Origin of the sequence: Pokkaliibacter sp. MBI-7 (assembly GCF_029846635.1) — a bacterium.
In the GTDB taxonomy this organism is placed as follows: domain Bacteria; phylum Pseudomonadota; class Gammaproteobacteria; order Pseudomonadales; family Balneatricaceae; genus Pokkaliibacter.
The window spans coordinates 1,888,499-1,907,601 of the sequence record NZ_JARVTG010000002.1 but is presented as its reverse complement, the minus strand read 5'-3'; the positions used below and the strand labels follow the sequence as shown (position 1 = coordinate 1,907,601).

The window sequence follows — 19,103 nt, the reverse complement described above, 5'->3', positions numbered from 1 at the left end:
CACTCATGGATTTTTATGTGATTGCGGTGCTGACCCTTGATGCGACCGTCAGGGTCTCAGCGCCATTGATTCTGGCTGCGTTGGCCGGGTTGTTCTCAGAGCGCTCCGGTGTGGTGGATATCAGTCTGGAAGGCAAGATGCTGGCAGGTGCTTTTACTGCTGCCTGCGTTGCTTACCTGGCTAACTCTGCCTGGATGGGGCTGGCGGCAGCCATAGTCGTCTCCTGGTCGCTGGCCATGTTGCATGGCTTTGCCTGTATCACCCATCGGGGTAATCAGGTAGTGAGTGGGGTGGCTATCAATATTCTGGTTGCTGGCCTGTCCATTGTGCTGGGGCTGGTGTGGTTCCATCAGGGCGGGCAGACTCCCAATCTGCCAAATACAGCACGATTCACGGAAATCGTGTTGCCCGGAGCTGAAGCTGTCAAAAATGTGCCTGTGCTGGGTGAGTTGTACTACGAGCTGATCAGTGGGCACAACATTCTGGTATACATCGCGTTCGCAGCCGTGCCTGTAGTCTGGTGGATTGTCTATCGTAGTCGTTTTGGCTTGCGTCTGCGGGCTGTGGGTGAAAACCCCAAGGCTGTCGATACCGCGGGTATTTCCGTTGCCTGGCTGCGTTACCGGGCGCTGATGCTCAATGGCGTGCTGTGTGGAATGGCGGGCGCCTATATATCCACGGCTCAGAATGCGCAGTTTGTCCGTGATATGACGGCTGGTCAGGGCTATATGGCATTGGCAGCACTGATCTTCGGTAAGTGGCGCCCTGTGCCCGTAATGTTTGCTTGCCTGCTGTTTGGCTTCCTTGATGCTGTGGCGGTTCGCCTGCAAGGGGTTGAAGTGCCTGGCATTGGCGTGGTGCCAGTACAGCTGATCGAGTCACTGCCTTATATCCTGACGGTGGTACTGCTAGCTGGCTTTATCGGCAAGGCCATCGCTCCTAAGGCAATTGGCGAGCCTTATACCAAAGAGCGTTAATGCTATGTGCAGGTGATGTCAGTCATTGACATCACCTGCACATTCTCAACGATGAAAAACGGCGCAACCTTCAGAAAGGGGCGCCGTTTTTGTTTGTGCGGGGGCAGGTAACAGTGCGATTACGCCGGTGTGTGCTGCCCACCTGAATAGCGTGGGGGGAGCAGCTGTTGCCAGAGATGGCTGAAGGCTGCATGCCATCCTTGCCAGGTGCGTCTCTCAGGCAGTTGATATGAAGCGCGCAGCAAGTGAGCAATGGCCTGGCCCGGGCATTTCAACGCCAGATAAAGGTGACTGTAGGCTTGTGCCAGTCTTGCTTTGGCGCGACGTTTCATCAGCATGGGCAGTCTGGCTAATTGCACGGCATAGCGCTCATGAATTGCTTCACAGGCACGAATATAAGGTAGCGTGCTGTCCGTACCTGACTGCTGCCAGCTGACCCAGGGGTAGGGAGTGGCACTGACTATCCCTTGCAGGCTGAGTCTCAGGCAGGCGTCCCAAAGCTGTGCTTCGGTGGGAAGGTTCTCGCTGATGCCACCACTACGCCTCAATATTTCAACAGCGTACAGAACGGCTGACCCACAGCATACAGGTTCTCCGAGCAGGCTCTGGAAAGCACTGCCTTTCAGTGAAATCGGACGCCAGGGCGAATGGTTAAAGAAGCGACGGAAGCCGGGCCAGTGTTCAAACAGTGTGGGTTGGGGAGTATGGCCAGCACCTTTAAGCTCAACGTTGCTGAATACCATGACGGGAGAGTCTCTGTGACTGTCGGTCGTCATGGCCTCCAGAGTATGGGGCTGCCACATGAAATTTTCTTGCCAGAAGATGATCCACTGGCAATGGGTTTCTTCTATGGCTTTGTTGCGTGCCTGGGCTAATCGATTGTCTTCAACTTCAACGATGGTGATTGGCCAGGGCCATTTTTTACTGCTCAGCAGATTGCGAGCGCGTTCAGAGCCCTGTTGACTGGTTTGAATCCAGCACTCTCTGGCTAGAGTGGATTGATCGGCAAGCATCTTCAGACGGGTTTCCAGGTGCTCACCGCCGCCGCTGGAGTCTTCCAGCACTACGCATATTGAAGATTGGTGGGTGGCCATAGAGCGTTATCCTGTGTTGCGTTGCCTGCAGTAACCGCTATTCAGCAGAGTCACCGGCCTTGAGTTATTGTTGTACACGTCTTGCATCAAGTTGAGTGGAAGGTTGGTCAGCTTTGCTCCTGGCTTGTTACCTGTAAAACTGCCTTTTTGCCAATATCCACGTACATGTGTGCTGGCATCAGCTAGGTGTTCAGATGGCTATGTATAGACTTAAAAGTAGGCGTAGCGTAAGAAAAAGCCAATCTGTTAACCAGTAACAGTAGGTAACCTTTTGCCAGCTCAGGTGTCTTTTTATACATCGACAATCTGTTCCATCTGAGTCGTGTTTCTCAAGGTTAGTGGCAATCCATCCGGAAAACAGTTCCGCTTTAGTGGATAGTCATGCAATCGTGAAATTATGGCGCAAGTATTGAGTGATGGATGTGCTGTGCTGGTTTGGGGCGAGTATACTTTGCGCGGCTAGTGGCTTTCACATTAATAAGGTTAATCATAGTGACTGAGATCAAGGTGTTTGATCCAACGCCCTTGTTGGAGTTAGCGGAAGATACGTCAAACGCGACGATGAAGGCGTTCGTACAGGGATATTTGCACGACCTGCCCGGAAAGGTAGAGAGGTTGATGCAGGCCGTGAGTGCTGGTGATACTGCGCAGACGACGCTTGTAGCACATGATCTGAAAGGTAGTTCTGCTGGTATCGGGGCTCAGCAGCTGGCCAAGATGGCCATGCAGATGGAAACCAGCGCGCGAAGTGGTCAGTTAATGGCTGTTAACGTGGTCATGAAACGGCTGCCGCCGGTGCTGGAGCTGACTACCGCTGCTGTGAGCGAATGGCTGGCGAGCGTCTCGTAATGACATCATGGTTGACCAAGGGCGTGCCATCATCTGATGGCACGCCCTTTTTGCTGACCGCATACGATGAGTTTTTGTTATCTACGAAGCACTGCTATTCATTTCTTCTATCAGCTGCAGTAAAGCTTGTACGGCAACAGCATGATCTTCAGTGTCAGGTAAACCGCTTACACACACTGCGCCAATAAGGCCTCCCTCTTTGAGTCGCAGAGGCACGCCGCCGCCATGGCCACTGTATTCTGTAACATCAATATGCACCTGCTCCTCGAAAACTCTGCCCTTCGATTCATGAAAACGCCGCAGATACAGTGTGCTGTGACCAAAGCGCAGTACGCTTTGACGTTTCCTGCGAATCCACTCCAGGTTGTCCAGCTGGCTGCCCTGTAGCGCACTGAAGAACAGTTGCTGACCGAACGCGTGTATATCGATGGCAACAGCTGCATTGATATGACTGGCGTGGTCGCGAATCAGGGTGCCCAGGCGCCAGGCTGACTCGTTGTTGAAGTAAGGGAGCAGTAATTGTTGTTCCTGTTCTAGCAGTTCATCTGCGGTCTTCATGCCAATTCCAGTGTGCTCTGTTGTGTTTGACTGAGTTCTGCCAGCTCTATGAGGCGTATAACTTGCGCGGCATTGGTTGCGGAAACCGGATTAGGACCATGGCCGTGTATGTGTTTGGCCAGCTTGCTGTAGTAAATGCCATAGTCACCAGGTTGTGTCGAAACATGTTCAGCTTTGCCATTGCCATCAAACAGCACTCCCCAGTGATGTTCGTCTTCCTTGTTCCAGCCTGGTTCGGCAGGTTGTATGCCTGCTGTCAGGCGTTCTTCCTGAGGATCCAGTCCATATTTGATGTAGCTGCCAGCATCTCCCTGAATCAGAAAGCGTAACGCTGGTTTCGCGGCCATGTAGGGACTGGCATTGAGAATGACTTCTCGTTGGGGGTAGTGGAGCTGCAGATGGACATAGTCACATGTAGTTGCGCCGGTCCGTAATGGGAGGGCGCGTGCTGTCAGGCTGTGGGGCATACCAAATAAGGCCAGTGCCTGGTCGATCAGGTGTGGTGCAAGATCCCATAAGTAGCCAGTGCCTTCTCCTGGTTGTTCACGCCAGCGCTGGCGTACTTCAGGGCGAAAACGATCGAAACGACTTTCAAAGACGTGTACGTTGCCGAGACGGCCTGACTCCATGAGTTGGCGAGCTGTCAGGAAGTCGCCATCCCAGCGGCGATTGTGAAAGGCGCTGATACAACAGTGCTGCTGATCAGCATACTCTGCCAGCTCGAATGCCTGCTCTGAGTATGTCGTAAAGGGTTTTTCCACTACGACATGCTTGTAATGTTTCAGTGCCATGTGTGCCAGGTTGAAATGGCTGCTATTGGGGCTGGTGATTACAATGAGATCGATATCATCATCGGCGCAGAGGTCGGACGGCGCTTCAACAACTTTGATACCGGGTAGCGCTTCGTTGATCTCAGCTGTTCGGCTGCTGCAGATAGCTTGCAGGCGGTACTCAGGCAGAGTTCGGAGAAAGGGGATATGAAATACTTTGGCTGACAAGCCGTAGCCAATGATACCAACACGAATAGGCCCGTTGCCTGTGCGGGATGGTTGAGAGGTTGATACGCTCATGGTGAACCTTGGTGAGAGAACCACGCTAAGGCTACGCCAGTCGGCATCTTAGTCAAGTTGAGTATGTATTTGATAGTAACGAAGGATGGTCGGAGTGGAGGGATTCGAACCCCCGACATTCTGCTCCCAAAGCAGACGCGCTACCAGGCTGCGCTACACTCCGACAGGTACAAGACTTTAGTCTTGCTGGAGTAAAAGGTATCAAGTTTAACATCAGTGGTCGGAGTGGAGGGATTCGAACCCCCGACATTCTGCTCCCAAAGCAGACGCGCTACCAGGCTGCGCTACACTCCGATATGTCAAACTGACTGTGTAGAGTGGAAAATGCATGAGTTGGTCGGAGTGGAGGGATTCGAACCCCCGACATTCTGCTCCCAAAGCAGACGCGCTACCAGGCTGCGCTACACTCCGAATGGCTCCTCGAGCTGGACTCGAACCAGCGACCAACGGATTAACAGTCCGCTGCTCTACCGACTGAGCTATCGAGGAACGACTTGCTCAACTGCGGGGCGCATATTAATGAGATGGTTAGATCAGGTCAAGCGGGAGTGATATTTTTTTTGCGTTATCAATGGCTTGTATTGAGTGGGGAAATGTTATAAGCATTCTTGACCTGTCTGTAGCAAGTCAGTAACATATGCGCTCCTTCAAAATTGCGCACTGCAAAGCTGATTGTCCGTTTTCGTCCCATTGGTCTAGTGGTCTTGTACACCGCCCTTTCATGGCGGTAACAGGGCTTCGAACTCCCTATGGGACGCCATTGTCAGGTTTGTGCTAGGGATTAGGCATGGTGAAAGCAGGTTATACGTCTTGCTTACGCTTGATTGAAGTAGTAGTGATACACCCCTTCTTGTCGGGTGGTCTTGGCCACCCTTTCTTTTAAGCTTTCGCTACCCTTATTTTTAGAAAAACTAACGGTCATCGTTTGTTTTTTAGTATCTGTTCATACACAAAACCTGACAGTACTACCCTGGTTTCTTCATCCAAATAGGCAAATTCGGCGCCATGATGGAATATGGTCTGGCCTCCTTCATCCTCCTCCAGTGTTCTGTTCCGGATAATCAGTGGGATGCGAACGATTTGCTCCACATTGGCCACGCTTAATCGGGCCGTCATATAGAGTGACTCACCAATATCTACCAACGGTTCGCTCGAGCTGATCTTGGCCCCCGTTGTGCTGATGTCGGTACAGAGTGCAGGCTTGGGCCATCTACCTGGCGTGCTGTCTTCAACCATTTCATCCAGCGATACGATCAGGCGCACACTGATGCGACTGGCCTTACGATATTCCAGTACTTCAATATCCTTGGGGTAGCTCAGATGCAGATAATTGAATGGTGTCATGCAGGCTTTGATGACAACGGTGCTGAAGCCGCAAACACGGTTTTCTGCCAATAGCTTTACGCGTATTGGCTTGCCTTCCTTCAGCAGGATGGGGCGCCCTTGTGCAAGAGGGGCGGTAACCAGCATGCTTTTTCCCGCTACATAACCCATTAAACGCACTACATATCGTGTAGTGGGTGAAAGCGTTTCCAGATAGAGCGGATCGCCAATGCGTAATGCTAAATCGTCAAGGGAGTGAGGGGTACTGTCTTGATCCACCGTCATCGATTATTCCGTTATCGAAAAGCCTAGAGCATGCAATAGTTTTGTCGTTTCTGCAGCATCAGGCTGTGGCTGCTGAGATGACGTCAGCTTGTTATAGGTGGCAGTCGTTTGCTTGTCCACTCTAACCTGTAGTTGACGTAGTTCACGTGAGAGCGGGTAAGTCTTTCGCAGCGTATCGAAGGCAGATGCCAGCTCGTCAGCCACTGCAGCGCTCAATGTTCGACGAAAACGCTGGTCCTCCCGGCTCAAATCGAGTGCCAGAGGGATCAGGTTAAAGCATTCCGGCAATGAAATGGAGGCTGTGCAGGATACTGCCCGGATGGTGGGCTCCGGCACCAGCTGGTCAAAAGAGACTGTGGGTTGAATGCCAGCGAATTTGCACAGCGCCTGGTAGATCATCCAGCTGCCTCGTAATCGTCCATCAAGGCTGTATCCCGCAATATGCGGAGTGCTGATGCGAGTGTACGGAATTAGGTCCAGTAACGGGCGTGGCTCGTTTTCCCATACATCCAGAACCAGTTCCAGATCGTTTTGTCGTTGCATCCGCTCTAGAAGTGCCTGATTGTTGATGACGTCTCCACGACCTGCATTCAGCAGTAATGTGCCGGGGCGTATGGCGCTGATCTGAGGCTCATTCAGAAGATGATAGGTTGGGAAGTCGCCTGATCTTACCAGTGGCGTGTGGCAGCAGATTATATCAGCACTGAGGGCTGTATTCAGGTCGACAAAGTGCGGATCATCAGTTGGATGTTGTTGCTGACGTGGTGGGTCGTTTACCAGAACGTGCAGACCGAGGCCTCGCAAGCGTTGGACAACCTTGCTGCCAACATTGCCGGCACCGATAACGGCGGCGGTCTTGTTGGTAAACCAGTTGCTGCCGTCCTGATGAGACAGATGAGCCAGGGCGGCAATAACATAATCGGCAACGGAGTCAGCGTTACATCCGGGGGCATTGGTATGGGTGATATGATTGTTGTCCAGCCAGGGTATGTCCAGGTGATCGGTTCCGATAGTGGCGCTGCCGACAAACTTAACGGGTGTTCCTTCCAGCAGTGCCTGATTCACTCTGGTAATCGAGCGTACCAGAAGAATATCGGCCTGCAGCAAGTCTTGCCTGGTAATAGTTCTGCCGGGGAGCGCAGTCAGGCTGCCGATGTCGTTGAAAAGGGTGGTAAGACCCGGCATATTTTCATCGGCAACAATACGTAGTCGCCCCGCCGTAGGTGCTGTCATATGGCTCTCTTTACTTTTGAATGTGAATGAGGCCCAATGGCGCCCCTTTTTTTCATGCGCGCTATTGTAAGGATTCCAGGCTTGCGTTTTAAGTGGTGTTCGTCAGTGGAGATGATCTGTATCGAGATCAAGCAAGATCTTGTAGGGGATTGGTATCTCTGGACGCAGGCTTATACGCTCTCTGGCAATTTATTGACGGTAAAACGGAGTCGTTTGCCGTTGAAGTTCGAGCATGCCTGGGAGCAGTTGCAATGTCGCTGCTTGGCACTCAAAGCCCGGGGCTTTCGCCGTTTGGCGAGTGATGAGATGCAAATCGAGCTCCCCTTTTATGCACGTGAGTGAGTCATACCCAGAATGAAAAAATGGGAGCCTTGCGCTCCCATTTTATCGTTCATGCGACTGTGCTTGTGGTTTAAGTCAGCTGTCTCAAAGCATTGATACGATCATCAAGAGGAGGGTGGCTTGCCATCAGGGCGACCAGTCCACCTTTCATGCCGCCTCGAATGCCAAAAGCTGTCAGCTGGTCAGGCATGCTGGATGGTAGCTCGTACTCTTGTTTCAGTCTCTGTAAAGCGCTGATCATGGCATCTTTATTGGCCAGTCTGGCACCTGCTTCATCGGCGCGATATTCCCGCAATCTGGAGAACCAGGCGACAATAATTGACGCCAGTATGCCAAATATGATCTCCATCACAAATGACACCAGATAGTAGGCGATGCCGTAGCCAGAGTTTTGCTCATTATTATTACTATTCAGGAAACGATCTACGGTATGGCCAATAATGCGCGCGAAGAACATGACAAAGGTGTTCACCACTCCCTGAATCAGGGTAAGCGTAACCATGTCGCCATTGGCGACGTGCCCAATTTCGTGAGCCAGTACCGCTTTGACTTCCTCTGATCGGAAGCGGCTCAATAGCCCTTCGCTGACAGCAACGAGAGCATCATTGCGATTCCATCCCGTTGCGAACGCATTCGCTTCCTGTGCAGGAAAAATCCCGACTTCGGGCATTTTGATGCCTGCTTTGTTAGATAGTTCGGCCACTGTGTCCAATAGCCACTTTTCATGAGCTGTTCTGGGTGACTCGATGATCTTGGTGCCAGTCGAAAATTTAGCCATTGTCTTCGACATGAACAAGGAGATCAGAGAGCCAGCAAAGCCAAAAATGGCACAGATGATCAGCAGGTTTTGAAGGTCCAGGTCCACCCCGTTGGCCTTCAGCGTTGATCCCACGCCGAGCAAGCTCATTACGATACCCGCCACGACCATGACCGCCAGGTTGGTCGCGAGAAATAGCAGGATTCGCATAGTTGAATTAAACCTCCATTTGTCAGGATGAGCTCTAAGATAGATTGGCGGGATAAGGATTCAAGCAAATTATGGTTGTTGAGTTTATCAAAGTGTTACCCTGCACCCTGCGCGGTTATTGCTTCCAGCGGCTTGGTTACCTGGCTTTTGTTAGCTCAGATGTTCATGCAGCAGCGGTTTGCGCTTTCGTGCGTGCATGAAGTTTGGCATGCTGCGCGGCACGCGATGGGAGGTCAGGCGGAGAAACGTATATGAATAGCCAGGTCTGGCAGACATTAGGCGGTGCTTTAGGGCAGTTGGATGAGACGCAGGCCAACTTTGTAAGCTGTGAGCTGGAAGAGGGTGGGTTGTATCTTAACTGGCTGCCTCCGGTGGCCGAGCTCTACTGTGAAGGTCTTCCATTGAGCGAGGAGGATGTGTTGCACCTGTGGGGCAGCTTGCACGTTAAAGGTATTCAGTGCCTGAGTGTGTGCATGGATGGCAAGCCAATGAGGTTATTGGGCGAGTCACCGAAGGTATGGGGTTGCCAGGGGGGGGCTCAGGCTTGGGCTGGGAAACGCTATTTCAGTTGGAGTGGTGAAGGTCTGATCGATGGTTGGCAGTTGGATGACTCACTGTTGCTCAGTGCCCTGATGCCATACTTACCTGGACGTACCTGGTTGAATCTGGAGCCGCTGGATAGTCTGTTTTCTTCGGCAGCGCTCAGTGCCGGGGCACTGCACGTGGTCAATGTCACCGGCGAGCGCTGGGTGCAGGATCACCTGAGAGATGTGCACCGTTTCCTTGGGTATCGTGCCGATCGGCTGGGGCTGGTAGACCAGCCCATGGCTTCTTGCTGGAGCCGGTTGCCGAAACAGCTGGATATAGATGGTGCGGTAGTGCGTTGCCATGAAATGCATGGTGATGTGCAGAGGCAAGCGGCTTTGGCTTTGCGTCGGCTTGAACCTGTGCTGGTGCCTGAAGGCATTCTGGCATTATGGGGAGCGGATGAAAGTCTGCCTTTGCCAAATCTCAAACGTTTACTGAAGCGGGAAGGTCCCGATTTTGTTTACGTAGATCATGTTCAGCAACAGGGCGACTTTGTACTGGTGTTGCGTTATGAGCCATAACTGAGGGCGATGGTATAACTCCAAGCCAGCAGCTGACTGATCAATGAGCCGCTGCTGGCTTGAGGATTGATGGATTACTGCTGTTCGTATTTGCTCAGGAAGCGTTTGATGCGGCCGATGGCTTCTTCCAGCATGTCTTTGTGGGGGAGGAATACAATGCGGAAGTGTTGGGTGTCGCTCATATTGAACCCGGTGCCCTGTACGATCAGCACTTTTTCCTGGCGCAACAGATCCAGTGCAAATTTCTCGTCATTGCGGATGGGGTAAACGTTCGGATCCAGGCGTGGGAACAGGTAAAGAGCTCCCTTTGGTTTGACGCAGCTCACGCCAGGAATTTCATTGAGTAACTTCCAGGCCATATCACGCTGTTCAAGCAGGCGTCCACCCTCAGTGATCAGATCATTGATGCTTTGGTATCCGCCCAGTGCAGTCTGAATAGCATGCTGGGCTGGTACGTTGGCACACAATCGCATTGATGCCAGCATGTCCAGACCTTCGATATAGTCCTTGGCCTTGTGTTTGGGGCCGCTCAGAATCATCCAGCCAGAGCGGAATCCTGCCGCGCGATAGGTCTTCGACAGGCCGTTGAAGGTCAGACACAGAACGTCATCAGACAGTGAGGCTAAAGGCGTGTGCTCTTCGCCATCATAAAGAATGCGGTCATAGATTTCGTCTGCGAACAGCAGCAGATTGTGCTTGCGCGCCAGCTCGGTAATACCTTCCAGGGTCTCTTTTGGATAGAGTGCGCCGGTTGGGTTGTTTGGGTTGATGACTACGATGCCGCGAGTGCGGGGAGTGATCTTGCGCTCCATGTCTTCCAGATCAGGAGTCCAGTCGTTGTTCTCATCACAATGGTAGTGAACAGCTACGCCGCCAGAGAGGTTAACTGCTGCTGTCCACAGCGGATAGTCTGGCGCTGGAATCAGCATTTCATCGTGATCGTTCAGCAGGGCTTGCATTGCCATGACGATCAGCTCGCTGACACCGTTACCAAGATAGATGTCTTCTATAGTCACCCCCTGAATGCTGCGTAGCTGAGCGCTATGCATGACGGCCTTACGCGCCGCAAACAGCCCCTTCGAGTCGCTGTAACCTTGGGCATTCGGAAGGTTGTGGATGACATCAGTGATGATTTCTTGCGGCGCATCGAAGCCAAAGGGGGCGGGGTTGCCAATATTCAGCTTGATGATGCGTTGGCCTTCATCTTCCAGGCGCTTGGCTTCCTGCATGACTGGCCCGCGGATGTCGTAACAAACATTGAGTAATTTCTGCGACTTGCGGATGACGGACATGGTAACGCTGTCTCTTGGTGTCAAAGGGTGGCTCTTGAGGGAGTGGGGCAACAGCCTTATAAGAAGAGGGTGTCAGACTGGTGAGGCAGGCTAGGCATGTCTCTGAGATAAGGCGACGACTCATCATACGCAGCCGCAAGGTCGTTGCAAGTGAATAAGCCGACAAGAGGAAAGAGGTAGTCGATGGAAAAAAAATCGCAGCGTTCTGAAAGCGAATGGCAGGAATCGTTGACTCCTGAGCAGTTTGCCGTCTGTCGGCAATGCGGTACTGAGCCGCCTTTCAGTGGTAAGTACTACTACCACAACGCGGTGGGGTGGTATCACTGTGTGTGCTGCGATAATCCATTGTTCTCATCCGATCATAAATATGAATCGGGTTCTGGCTGGCCAAGCTTCTGGGAAGTGGCTTCAAGCGATTCAGTCAGCAGTCTGCGTGACAATTCACACGGGATGATTCGCACGGAAGTGCGTTGTAATCATTGTGACGCTCATTTGGGGCATGTATTTGAGGATGGTCCGCCACCTACCGGATTGCGCTACTGTATAAACTCTATAGCGATGAAGTTTGTACCCTCTGACTGAATAGAGAAGGTCATTTAAATAATGACCCGATGATAAGCGGTCTGGTAATCATCAAGTAATAAAAAAGAGGCATGCAGCCTGGGCTGCATGCCTCTTTTTTGTCAGGCGCTCAGCGCTGCAGGGCCTGCCGAACCTTCGGATCGCTTAGTGCGCGGTTCAGTGTGTCAGCAAAGAGCTCATTGATTATTCGGGTATTGGTCTGTTCGTCAGGAATGCGGGCGAACTCATGGTGTTTTTCCGTCTCGAACTGGCCTGTATAGGTGAAGGAGCCTTGTTCAATCACAACTTTGATGCTGTTGGAAAGGTCAACTGTCTGAATGACACCCTTGACAGAAGCCTGATAGGTAAGTCGATCCAGAATCACACGCATGTGTACATTGGCACTGTTGTAGTCCTGAACCTGGAAGCCCATTCTGCTCAATGCCTGCCCGAGACTATTGGCGAGAGTCTGGCTGACATCATTCCGTAATGTGATATTGCTGGTGCGTGCATAGATGCCACCGCGAGTACCTAGTACTGGGTTCGCTCGCTGATCCTGGATACTGACGCTGATACTTTGTCCTCTGGCCTGATAGGTGCCAGGCTGGAGTTGAGGGGTTAGCGTGATGGCTTGTGGACTTAGCGCACACCCGCTCAGCAGTAGGCTTAATACTGCGACTGCTAATAAACCGCGCATGGAGTGAATCCTCGAAAGTGTTGGCTTATCTATAATAAGTGTTGCTTGCTTGTGTGGCAGAGAGATTAAGTTGACAAGGGCAACCATGTTGTAAAACAACGCTGCTATTTAAACGATGCGAGTTCCATAGCGTCAAGGTGAGCCCTCTGTCGCAGCCGTAAAAGAAGCAGCAATTCGCAGATTGCATTGGGGCCAGTGGCTGTCGTCTGCATAGCGATGAAAAAGCGATTTAAGTGTTTGACAAGTATTGGGAAATGCGTAAAATGCGGCCCCACATCACGACGCACTGGTCGCTGATGGAAATTGTGGAGCGGTAGTTCAGTCGGTTAGAATGCCGGCCTGTCACGCCGGAGGTCGCGGGTTCGAGCCCCGTCCGCTCCGCCACTCTTCCAGAGAGTCTAAATTTGGAAACATCCTTAGTGGGTGCATAGCTCAGTTGGTAGAGCAACGCCCTTACAAGGCGTGGGTCAGGAGTTCGAGTCTCTTTGCACCCACCACTAAGGGAGCCTGGTGACACAGGCTTGTTAGTGAAGGTTTAGTGTGGAGCGGTAGTTCAGTCGGTTAGAATGCCGGCCTGTCACGCCGGAGGTCGCGGGTTCGAGCCCCGTCCGCTCCGCCACTCTTCCAGAGAGTTTAAATTTGGAAACATCCTTAGTGGGTGCATAGCTCAGTTGGTAGAGCAACGCCCTTACAAGGCGTGGGTCAGGAGTTCGAGTCTCTTTGCACCCACCACTAAGGAAGCTTGGTGACACAGGCTTGTTAGTGAAGGTTAGTGTGGAGCGGTAGTTCAGTCGGTTAGAATGCCGGCCTGTCACGCCGGAGGTCGCGGGTTCGAGCCCCGTCCGCTCCGCCACTCTTCCAGAGAGTATAAATTTGGAAACATCCTTAGTGGGTGCATAGCTCAGTTGGTAGAGCAACGCCCTTACAAGGCGTGGGTCAGGAGTTCGAGTCTCTTTGCACCCACCACTAAGGAAGCTTGGTGACACAGGCTTGTTAGTGAAGGTTAGTGTGGAGCGGTAGTTCAGTCGGTTAGAATGCCGGCCTGTCACGCCGGAGGTCGCGGGTTCGAGTCCCGTCCGCTCCGCCATTTAAAACCCAGATGTGAGTCTGGTGCGAAGTGGGTGCATAGCTCAGTTGGTAGAGCAACGCCCTTACAAGGCGTGGGTCAGGAGTTCGAGTCTCTTTGCACCCACCACTTCGGTTCATTTAATCCTCATCTTTTTTCTGCATTAACTCAGACTTAAATTTAATTATCTCCATGCTTTGTAAAATCTTAATTACTTGCCATTTTTATTAGTCCGCGATCTGGAAAGTGCCAGAACATCCAGCACTTGCCATTGCTTTATCTTCTGCCTATTTAAGCCAGGAGCTGAATATCTCCTCAGGTACTAAACTGCCACCTGTTGTCCAGAGTATGTGCGTAGCTTTGGATAGATTGATGTGCTGGCGCTGCAGGTACGTCTGTCCTTCTATGGTATTCAACAACCGCTCTGGCCCCAATAACGCCGCGGCAGCGGAAGGCTCTATCTTAATTCCCGTCTGTTTGTATAGCTGACGAAGCCGATCAAGCATTTCCTCATCACTGGCCGTTATCACTCCAGAGAGTCTTTGTTGCATCACAGAGCATACAAAACCTGACGCTGTAGGGACTGCCAGGCCATCTGCGATCGTCTGGTTGTTCAATCCCCAATCGTAAACACTGACTTCGTCCCTGACAGAGTCTTCATTTGCTAGTGCAGATGAGGCGAGATTAGCGAGTACGCAGGGTGATGCGCAGGGCTCGACAAAAAAGATGTGCACATGTGGTGCAAATAGCTGCCGTAGTCCGAAGGCAATACCTCCTGGCGCACCCCCAACCCCGCAGGGTATGTAAACCAGCAAGGGGTGCTCGGCACTGACTTCAATATTCTGCATTGCCAGCTTTTGCTGAACACAGGTAGCGGCAGTGCTGTAGCCTACAAACAGGGCTTTGGAGCGCTCATCGTCAACGAAGTAGGCTTTTTCATCTAGTTCGGCCTGTTGTCTGCCTGCTTCCACCGCTTTGGCATAATCGCCTGAATGTTCAACGACCTTGACGCCATGTTGGCGAAGGCGCTGTTTTTTCCACTCTTTGGCTTCCACTGACATATGTACTTCTGCCTGAAACCCCAGTGCGGCAGACATCAGGCCAATGGCCATGCCAAGGTTGCCAGTGCTGCCGACTCCAATACGATACTGGCTGAACAAGGCTCTGGCCTCATCACTGCCCAGAGCTGTGGATGGGGACAGTTCTGTTAGCAGTCCATGTTGTCTGGCGAGTGACTCAGCGAACAGCAGTACTTCATAAAAGCCTCCGCGTGCTTTGACAGAGCCAGCTATCGGAAACTGGTGATCCTCCTGAATCAAGTAGCGTCCAGTGTCCGGATGAGCGCCCAGAGGCTGGTATTGATCAGGCAGCTCAATGAGTGGTGCATCCAGAATACCTGCCGTGCTTTGCAGCTCTGGAAAGCGCTCTTTTATAAAACTTTCCAGCCACTGCCAGCGTGCAATAGCTTCGAGGCGCAGGCCGGACAGTTCCTTGGTGACACTATCGGTGCTGTCAACGTCATGAAAGTGTGGGTTTGTCCAGAGAACAGGAATATTTTTTTGTAGTTGCCGGATTAGGTTTTCTGTTTGCATAATGCTGCCTTGGTGGGCCAAATTGCATTAAATATACAGCATTCAAAACTGCCAATAAGTGCATGCCCTTAACTCTAGAATTAGAAATCCTAATATAAATGCCAATCCTAAATAGCCTTTGCTGGAACGGCCTGCGGGTGTTTGAAGCCGCAGCCCGGCTGCAAAGTTTCACCAAAGCCGCCGATGAGCTTTGTGTTACCCAAGGCGCTGTCAGTCAGCAGGTGCGTCAGCTTGAGCAGCAGTTAGGGGTATCGCTATTCATTCGTCAGGGGCGTGGCGTCATGCTTAGCCCCGAAGGCCGCCGCCTTGCAGCGTTGACATCACGTGTGGTAGCAGAAATTTCTGACGAGGTTCGCCGGATTCGCCGTCCCGAAACGGACCGCCAGCTGGTCGTCAGTTGCTGCCCTTCTTTTGCCATGCAGTGGTTGCTGCCGCGTCTCGGTCGTTTTTCTGCTGCGTACCCCGACATTGAGGTCTCTCTGCGGGCGGAGTTTCATGCTCTTTCTCCTCGGGAGTTATTAGCAGAAGGTATCGATCTGGCTATTCGCTATGACCCCTGGGGATATCCGATTGGTTTTGACGAGGTGTTGCTGGAAGAATATCTGCTGCCAGTCGTGGCAGCGGACAAGTTGGCGGAGGGGGGGCAGCCCACACCGGAAAAATATCTTAAGGATCAGGTATGGCTGCTGGATGGCGTGGGCTGGGCTGGTGCCGATGTTCACGATGAATGGCGGGCGTGGTTAAAAGCCAAGACCTTGCCCGAAGTGAAGCCACGTCAGGAACAGATATTCAACCTGGCGCAGCTGGCGCAGCAAGCCGCGGCACAGGGAAGGGGAGTGGCAATGGGTCGGATGGCGCTGGTTGCTGATGCTCTGAACTCTGGGCAGCTCAAGGCACTGTGGGCACCCGCTGTGCCGTCTCCTGCGCGCTATGTCCTGCTTACTCATGCAGAGCGTCGTCGTCAGGCGGGCGTGGTGCAGTTCTGTCAATGGCTTAAACGTGAGATTGAAGAGTTCAAGCGTAGCTGTCAGCGACACTTGGCTGATTGGTTGCCGGAATAATCCGGCGACCAAAAGGGACATGTACTTCGAGCCAGGTACCGGCTCCGGTTCGCGACTGCAACTCCATCGTTCCGCCAAGACTTTCTGCGCGTTCGCGCATACCCAGCAAGCCATAGCGCTGATGCGCCTTTTCCGGCGGTACGCCGATGCCGTTGTCGTATATCTTCAGGCTGACCCAGTCCGCATCCTCAGTGACACTCAACGTTAATTCCACATTGTCGGCACAGGCGTGTTTGGCGACATTGGTCAGGGCTTCCTGACTGATGCGATACAGTGCAATGGCGGTTTTGTCGTCCAGCTCCTCCACTTCTTCGGGGTCGGGAACGTCAAGCAGGAATTGCACCCCTTTTTGCTGCAGGGTGTCGAGTATGGGGATGTTGACCAGTGCATCTATCAGCCCCAGCTCATCCAGTGGCAAGGGGCGCAAAGTTCTGATCAGGTTATATACCGTGTCATACATGAGCTTGGATGTGTCATAAATGGATTCAGCACACTGGCGTGCCAGATCATCGTCCTGAATCCGATGCTTGAGCAAGTAGGCATCGGAGCTGACTGCGGTAAGGCATTGCCCCAATTCATCATGTAATTCTCGTGCCAGGGTTTTGCGCTCCTGTTCCTGCAGCATCATTAGTTGCTGGCTGAGGGTTTTGGCGCGATGGCGTGCTTCTTCCAGATCCCTGTTCAGGGCCAGTAAGTCCCTTTCCCGGCTTTGCAGGGTGTAGATAAGCTGGGAAAGCAACTTGCCCAGCAGATCAAATTCGCTGATAGGGTGATTGAATTCGGTATCTGCCGAGTGTGGGCTTTGCGCCAGACTCACCAGCCGGTGCAGTGGACCGACACTGAGTTTCGACGCCAGGATGGCGATCAGTGCCGAGAGCAGCAGTATGGTGAGAATGGCAGCCAGCAATACTTCGTTGAGGTTGGCACGAAAGGCATTGAGAGGGGCGCTGGATAAGCAAATAGCCAGATTCAAACCCAGATCATCGCCATTGATACGTAGTGGCAGGTTGAGTATCAGCGTGTCATGGCGCTGGACGAGCGGATGACTCACAGGATCACTCTGACCGAGCAGTGTTCTGGTACTGCTATCCATCTGCCCTGAGGTGATCAGCAGGCGCTGGTTATACAGCAGTGCTATACCCTGTGCATCCGTGGTCAAGGAAGCATTCAGTGCCTTTATCAGGGCAAAACTATCATTGATCACCACTCCGGCAATGACCTGTCCCAGTATTTCTCCCGTTCTGGTGTTGATCAGTGGTTTCGCCATCAGCATCGCCGTCCAGTGTGTTTGCGGGTGGCTGATCAGGCGCCACTGGTTGCTGGGCAAGGCTTTCAGCTGACTGGCTATCGCATCAGTGTCGTAAAGCGGAGAGGACAGATCGATCGTGCCTGTCCTGGATCTGATAAGCAGAAGATCAAAGGCGGAGCGATATTTGTCGTAATAGATTTGGTCCAGGCGCTGCTGATTCAATTGCTGTGACTGTTGCAGCACCTCTGTTTCCTGGCTGAACTCCAATAGCCTTTTATCCAGCTCCTGAATGTACTGATTGAACAGATACTGGCTCAGGCTACTGTGCTGAGAGTAGGTGCGTTGCGTTTCCGCTTCAGCCAGCTTCAGCCCGCTCTGATAGCTGAGGCCATAAATCAATGCGGTGCCCGCGCCTGATAGGAGCAGCAATGCAGAGAGCCAGAACGCAAACAGTGAGTAGCGTTTCATTGCTGGATGCCTGAGTAGCGGAAAGCATGCTGGCGCAATGACTGCAGCTCGGTGGCAGGAGTATGGCTGGTCACCAGTACCATCTTGCCGGAGAACACCTGAGGCACGGGCTGATGCTGCAGGTCGAGGTGTATGGCCTCGGCGATGGCAATGCCGCTGTCGTCATTCATACGCATGACAGTGGCTTCTATCAGCCCCTGTTTCAGCATCTCCAGCTCCTTGTCACCACCGCCCCAGCCATTCAATAACACCGTGCCGTGTTGAGTGCTGTGGTGAGCTAGTGCATCGCTGATACCCACGGCCAGATCGGTCGCTGCGGCAAATATCATCGATGGCTGCGGTGATTGTGCCAGAATGCGTTCGGTCGTCTGATAGGCAGAGCTGCGTGTGCCCTCTGTGTAAAAAGCAGAGAGAAGCTGCCATTCACCCTTTTGCTCCATCTGATTGATGAAGGTGTCCCCCCGAGTCTGGCTGACATATCCGGGCAACCAGTAGACGACGGAAAACCGGCTGTGTTTGGGCAGGATGGTCAGGTAGTGATCAGCCAGCAGCTGTGTACCCAGTTCATGGTCAAAGCCGACATACATCAGCGGCTTCGGGGCATCCCATTCTTTCAATGGTGTCGTGATGTTCTGCAGGATCAGCTTCGTTTTTCCGTCAATCAGTACCCGATCCAGCATTTTTTTGTCTGGCATGGAGTCGAGCGTGGTAATCAGATAGTCCGGGTGCTGATTCAGCGCCAGCGCTAATTTGGCCTCCTGCTGTCTTGGTGGCTCATCAGGGCGGAGATTGAATACGTGCAGGGTAAAGGGAATCTGTAACTCGTTGAGGCGCCGGCTGATCACGTCCGCATTGGTTTTCCAGTAGCCTGAAACCTGATTGCCCGGCTGCACGATCATGATCTTTACGGGGTGGGAAGGCGGAGAGGTCAGTGCGACTGCCGGTACGCTGACCGTCTGTGCCAGGGCGTCACTCAGGACTTTTTGCTCTGGGTGAGCAGCAAAATAGTCACTAAGGTGCCAGTAGGGATAGTTCCAGGTCTCGGCAGCCTGTACGTTGAGCTGCCATAGCCATCCCAGCGTACTTATGAAACAAAACAGCAGTGTACGCATTGGTGAATCCAGGTGGAGGGATCGCAACGGTCCCGAGTTCGTCGGCATTCTTGAATAAAAGGCATTGTAGAACCACTATGTGAAGGGCTCAATCTGCCGGAGCCTCTTCGCTGGCATCGATCAGGAGCAATGCAGAGCGCTTGGCGTGAAATGAAAATTTTGCTACATCAATTCATTCGCTGCAGTATTTCGGTGGTA

At 52.5% G+C, this 19,103-nt stretch carries 17 protein-coding genes and 13 tRNA genes; 15 read left to right on the top strand and 15 right to left on the bottom strand.

From position 1 onward, the window contains the following. Positions 1-5: 5 nt before the first annotated feature. Positions 6-977 (top strand): ABC transporter permease, encoded by a 972-nt coding sequence (locus QCD60_RS28380; RefSeq protein ID WP_279790597.1) that lies wholly within the window; start codon positions 6-8, stop codon positions 975-977. 119 nt (positions 978-1,096) lie between these two features. Here the strand turns inward: QCD60_RS28380 and QCD60_RS28375 are convergent, their stop codons facing one another. Next, a complete protein-coding gene (locus QCD60_RS28375) occupies positions 1,097-2,071 on the bottom strand; it encodes a hypothetical protein (RefSeq protein ID WP_279790595.1) in 975 nt (324 codons plus the stop codon). 492 nt (positions 2,072-2,563) lie between these two features. On the opposite strand from QCD60_RS28375, the gene QCD60_RS28370 reads away from it, so the two are divergent. Continuing rightward, positions 2,564-2,920 carry an Hpt domain-containing protein gene (locus tag QCD60_RS28370; RefSeq protein ID WP_279790593.1) on the top strand — a complete coding sequence of 119 codons (357 nt, stop codon included), beginning with the start codon at positions 2,564-2,566 and terminating at the stop codon, positions 2,918-2,920. Positions 2,921-3,001: 81 nt separating this feature from the next. Here QCD60_RS28370 and QCD60_RS28365 read toward each other — a convergent pair whose 3' ends face one another. The 6 genes from QCD60_RS28365 to QCD60_RS28340 all read right to left on the bottom strand — a co-directional run bounded on the left by QCD60_RS28365 (position 3,002) and on the right by QCD60_RS28340 (position 5,037). After that, positions 3,002-3,478, bottom strand: coding sequence for a heme-degrading domain-containing protein (locus QCD60_RS28365; RefSeq protein ID WP_279790590.1), 477 nt, complete (start codon positions 3,476-3,478; stop codon positions 3,002-3,004). Next, positions 3,475-4,548, bottom strand: coding sequence for an oxidoreductase (locus QCD60_RS28360; protein ID WP_279790588.1), 1,074 nt, complete (start codon positions 4,546-4,548; stop codon positions 3,475-3,477). Before QCD60_RS28360 ends, QCD60_RS28365 begins: the two co-directional genes overlap by 4 nt. Before the next feature lie 86 nt (positions 4,549-4,634). Further along, positions 4,635-4,711 (bottom strand) — tRNA-Pro (locus tag QCD60_RS28355). A 54-nt stretch (positions 4,712-4,765) separates the two neighbouring features. Continuing rightward, positions 4,766-4,842: transfer RNA gene (locus QCD60_RS28350), tRNA-Pro, on the bottom strand. A 40-nt stretch (positions 4,843-4,882) separates the two neighbouring features. Continuing rightward, positions 4,883-4,959, bottom strand: a tRNA-Pro gene (locus QCD60_RS28345). A 2-nt stretch (positions 4,960-4,961) separates the two neighbouring features. Then, a tRNA-Asn gene (locus tag QCD60_RS28340) sits at positions 4,962-5,037 on the bottom strand. A 195-nt stretch (positions 5,038-5,232) separates the two neighbouring features. Between QCD60_RS28340 and QCD60_RS28335 the strand changes: the two genes are divergently transcribed. Then, positions 5,233-5,308, top strand: a tRNA-Glu gene (locus tag QCD60_RS28335). A 158-nt stretch (positions 5,309-5,466) separates the two neighbouring features. On the opposite strand, the gene QCD60_RS28330 is transcribed toward QCD60_RS28335, so the two are convergent. Next, positions 5,467-6,156: a flagellar brake protein gene (locus tag QCD60_RS28330; RefSeq protein WP_104153803.1), complete on the bottom strand. Its 690-nt coding sequence runs from the start codon at positions 6,154-6,156 to the stop codon at positions 5,467-5,469. A gap of 3 nt (positions 6,157-6,159) precedes the next feature. Next, positions 6,160-7,389: a 4-phosphoerythronate dehydrogenase gene (locus tag QCD60_RS28325; RefSeq protein ID WP_279790585.1), complete on the bottom strand. Its 1,230-nt coding sequence runs from the start codon at positions 7,387-7,389 to the stop codon at positions 6,160-6,162. A 36-nt stretch (positions 7,390-7,425) separates the two neighbouring features. On the opposite strand from QCD60_RS28325, the gene QCD60_RS28320 reads away from it, so the two are divergent. Then, positions 7,426-7,731, top strand: a complete 306-nt coding sequence (locus QCD60_RS28320; protein WP_279790583.1) for a hypothetical protein — start codon at positions 7,426-7,428, stop codon at positions 7,729-7,731. 70 nt (positions 7,732-7,801) lie between these two features. On the opposite strand, the gene htpX is transcribed toward QCD60_RS28320, so the two are convergent. Continuing rightward, positions 7,802-8,698, bottom strand: a complete 897-nt coding sequence (gene htpX / locus QCD60_RS28315) for a protease HtpX (RefSeq protein WP_279790581.1) — start codon at positions 8,696-8,698, stop codon at positions 7,802-7,804. Between the two features lie 251 nt (positions 8,699-8,949). Between htpX and QCD60_RS28310 the strand changes: the two genes are divergently transcribed. Continuing rightward, complete coding sequence (locus QCD60_RS28310; RefSeq protein ID WP_279790579.1) at positions 8,950-9,807, top strand: class I SAM-dependent methyltransferase; 858 nt, start codon at positions 8,950-8,952, stop codon at positions 9,805-9,807. Between the two features lie 74 nt (positions 9,808-9,881). Here the strand turns inward: QCD60_RS28310 and QCD60_RS28305 are convergent, their stop codons facing one another. After that, positions 9,882-11,099, bottom strand: a complete 1,218-nt coding sequence (locus QCD60_RS28305) for a pyridoxal phosphate-dependent aminotransferase (protein WP_279790577.1) — start codon at positions 11,097-11,099, stop codon at positions 9,882-9,884. Positions 11,100-11,282: 183 nt separating this feature from the next. Between QCD60_RS28305 and msrB the strand changes: the two genes are divergently transcribed. Then, a complete protein-coding gene (msrB, locus tag QCD60_RS28300) occupies positions 11,283-11,681 on the top strand; it encodes a peptide-methionine (R)-S-oxide reductase MsrB (protein WP_110186871.1) in 399 nt (132 codons plus the stop codon). Positions 11,682-11,790: 109 nt separating this feature from the next. On the opposite strand, the gene QCD60_RS28295 is transcribed toward msrB, so the two are convergent. Beyond that, positions 11,791-12,444: a YajG family lipoprotein gene (locus QCD60_RS28295; protein ID WP_279790575.1), complete on the bottom strand. Its 654-nt coding sequence runs from the start codon at positions 12,442-12,444 to the stop codon at positions 11,791-11,793. A 220-nt stretch (positions 12,445-12,664) separates the two neighbouring features. Between QCD60_RS28295 and QCD60_RS28290 the strand changes: the two genes are divergently transcribed. The 8 genes from QCD60_RS28290 (at position 12,665) to QCD60_RS28255 (ending at position 13,552) form a co-directional block, all read left to right on the top strand. Further along, positions 12,665-12,741, top strand: a tRNA-Asp gene (locus QCD60_RS28290). Positions 12,742-12,778: 37 nt separating this feature from the next. Then, positions 12,779-12,854 (top strand) — tRNA-Val (locus QCD60_RS28285). A 45-nt stretch (positions 12,855-12,899) separates the two neighbouring features. Continuing rightward, positions 12,900-12,976 (top strand) — tRNA-Asp (locus QCD60_RS28280). A gap of 37 nt (positions 12,977-13,013) precedes the next feature. Next, a tRNA-Val gene (locus tag QCD60_RS28275) sits at positions 13,014-13,089 on the top strand. Between the two features lie 44 nt (positions 13,090-13,133). Next, positions 13,134-13,210, top strand: a tRNA-Asp gene (locus QCD60_RS28270). 37 nt (positions 13,211-13,247) lie between these two features. Next, positions 13,248-13,323: transfer RNA gene (locus tag QCD60_RS28265), tRNA-Val, on the top strand. Between the two features lie 44 nt (positions 13,324-13,367). Beyond that, positions 13,368-13,444, top strand: a tRNA-Asp gene (locus tag QCD60_RS28260). 32 nt (positions 13,445-13,476) lie between these two features. After that, positions 13,477-13,552 (top strand) — tRNA-Val (locus tag QCD60_RS28255). Positions 13,553-13,710: 158 nt separating this feature from the next. Here the strand turns inward: QCD60_RS28255 and QCD60_RS28250 are convergent. Beyond that, entirely contained in the window at positions 13,711-15,036 is a 1,326-nt protein-coding gene (locus tag QCD60_RS28250) for a D-serine ammonia-lyase (protein WP_279790573.1), read from the bottom strand. 77 nt (positions 15,037-15,113) lie between these two features. Between QCD60_RS28250 and QCD60_RS28245 the strand changes: the two genes are divergently transcribed. Then, entirely contained in the window at positions 15,114-16,076 is a 963-nt protein-coding gene (locus tag QCD60_RS28245; RefSeq protein ID WP_279790572.1) for a LysR substrate-binding domain-containing protein, read from the top strand. Here QCD60_RS28245 and QCD60_RS28240 read toward each other — a convergent pair. Then, a complete protein-coding gene (locus QCD60_RS28240; protein ID WP_279790569.1) occupies positions 16,030-17,793 on the bottom strand; it encodes an ATP-binding protein in 1,764 nt (587 codons plus the stop codon). The genes QCD60_RS28245 and QCD60_RS28240 overlap by 47 nt on opposite strands. Continuing rightward, positions 17,790-18,905: a substrate-binding domain-containing protein gene (locus QCD60_RS28235; RefSeq protein WP_279790567.1), complete on the bottom strand. Its 1,116-nt coding sequence runs from the start codon at positions 18,903-18,905 to the stop codon at positions 17,790-17,792. Before QCD60_RS28235 ends, QCD60_RS28240 begins: the two co-directional genes overlap by 4 nt. Between the last annotated feature and the right edge of the window lie 198 nt (positions 18,906-19,103).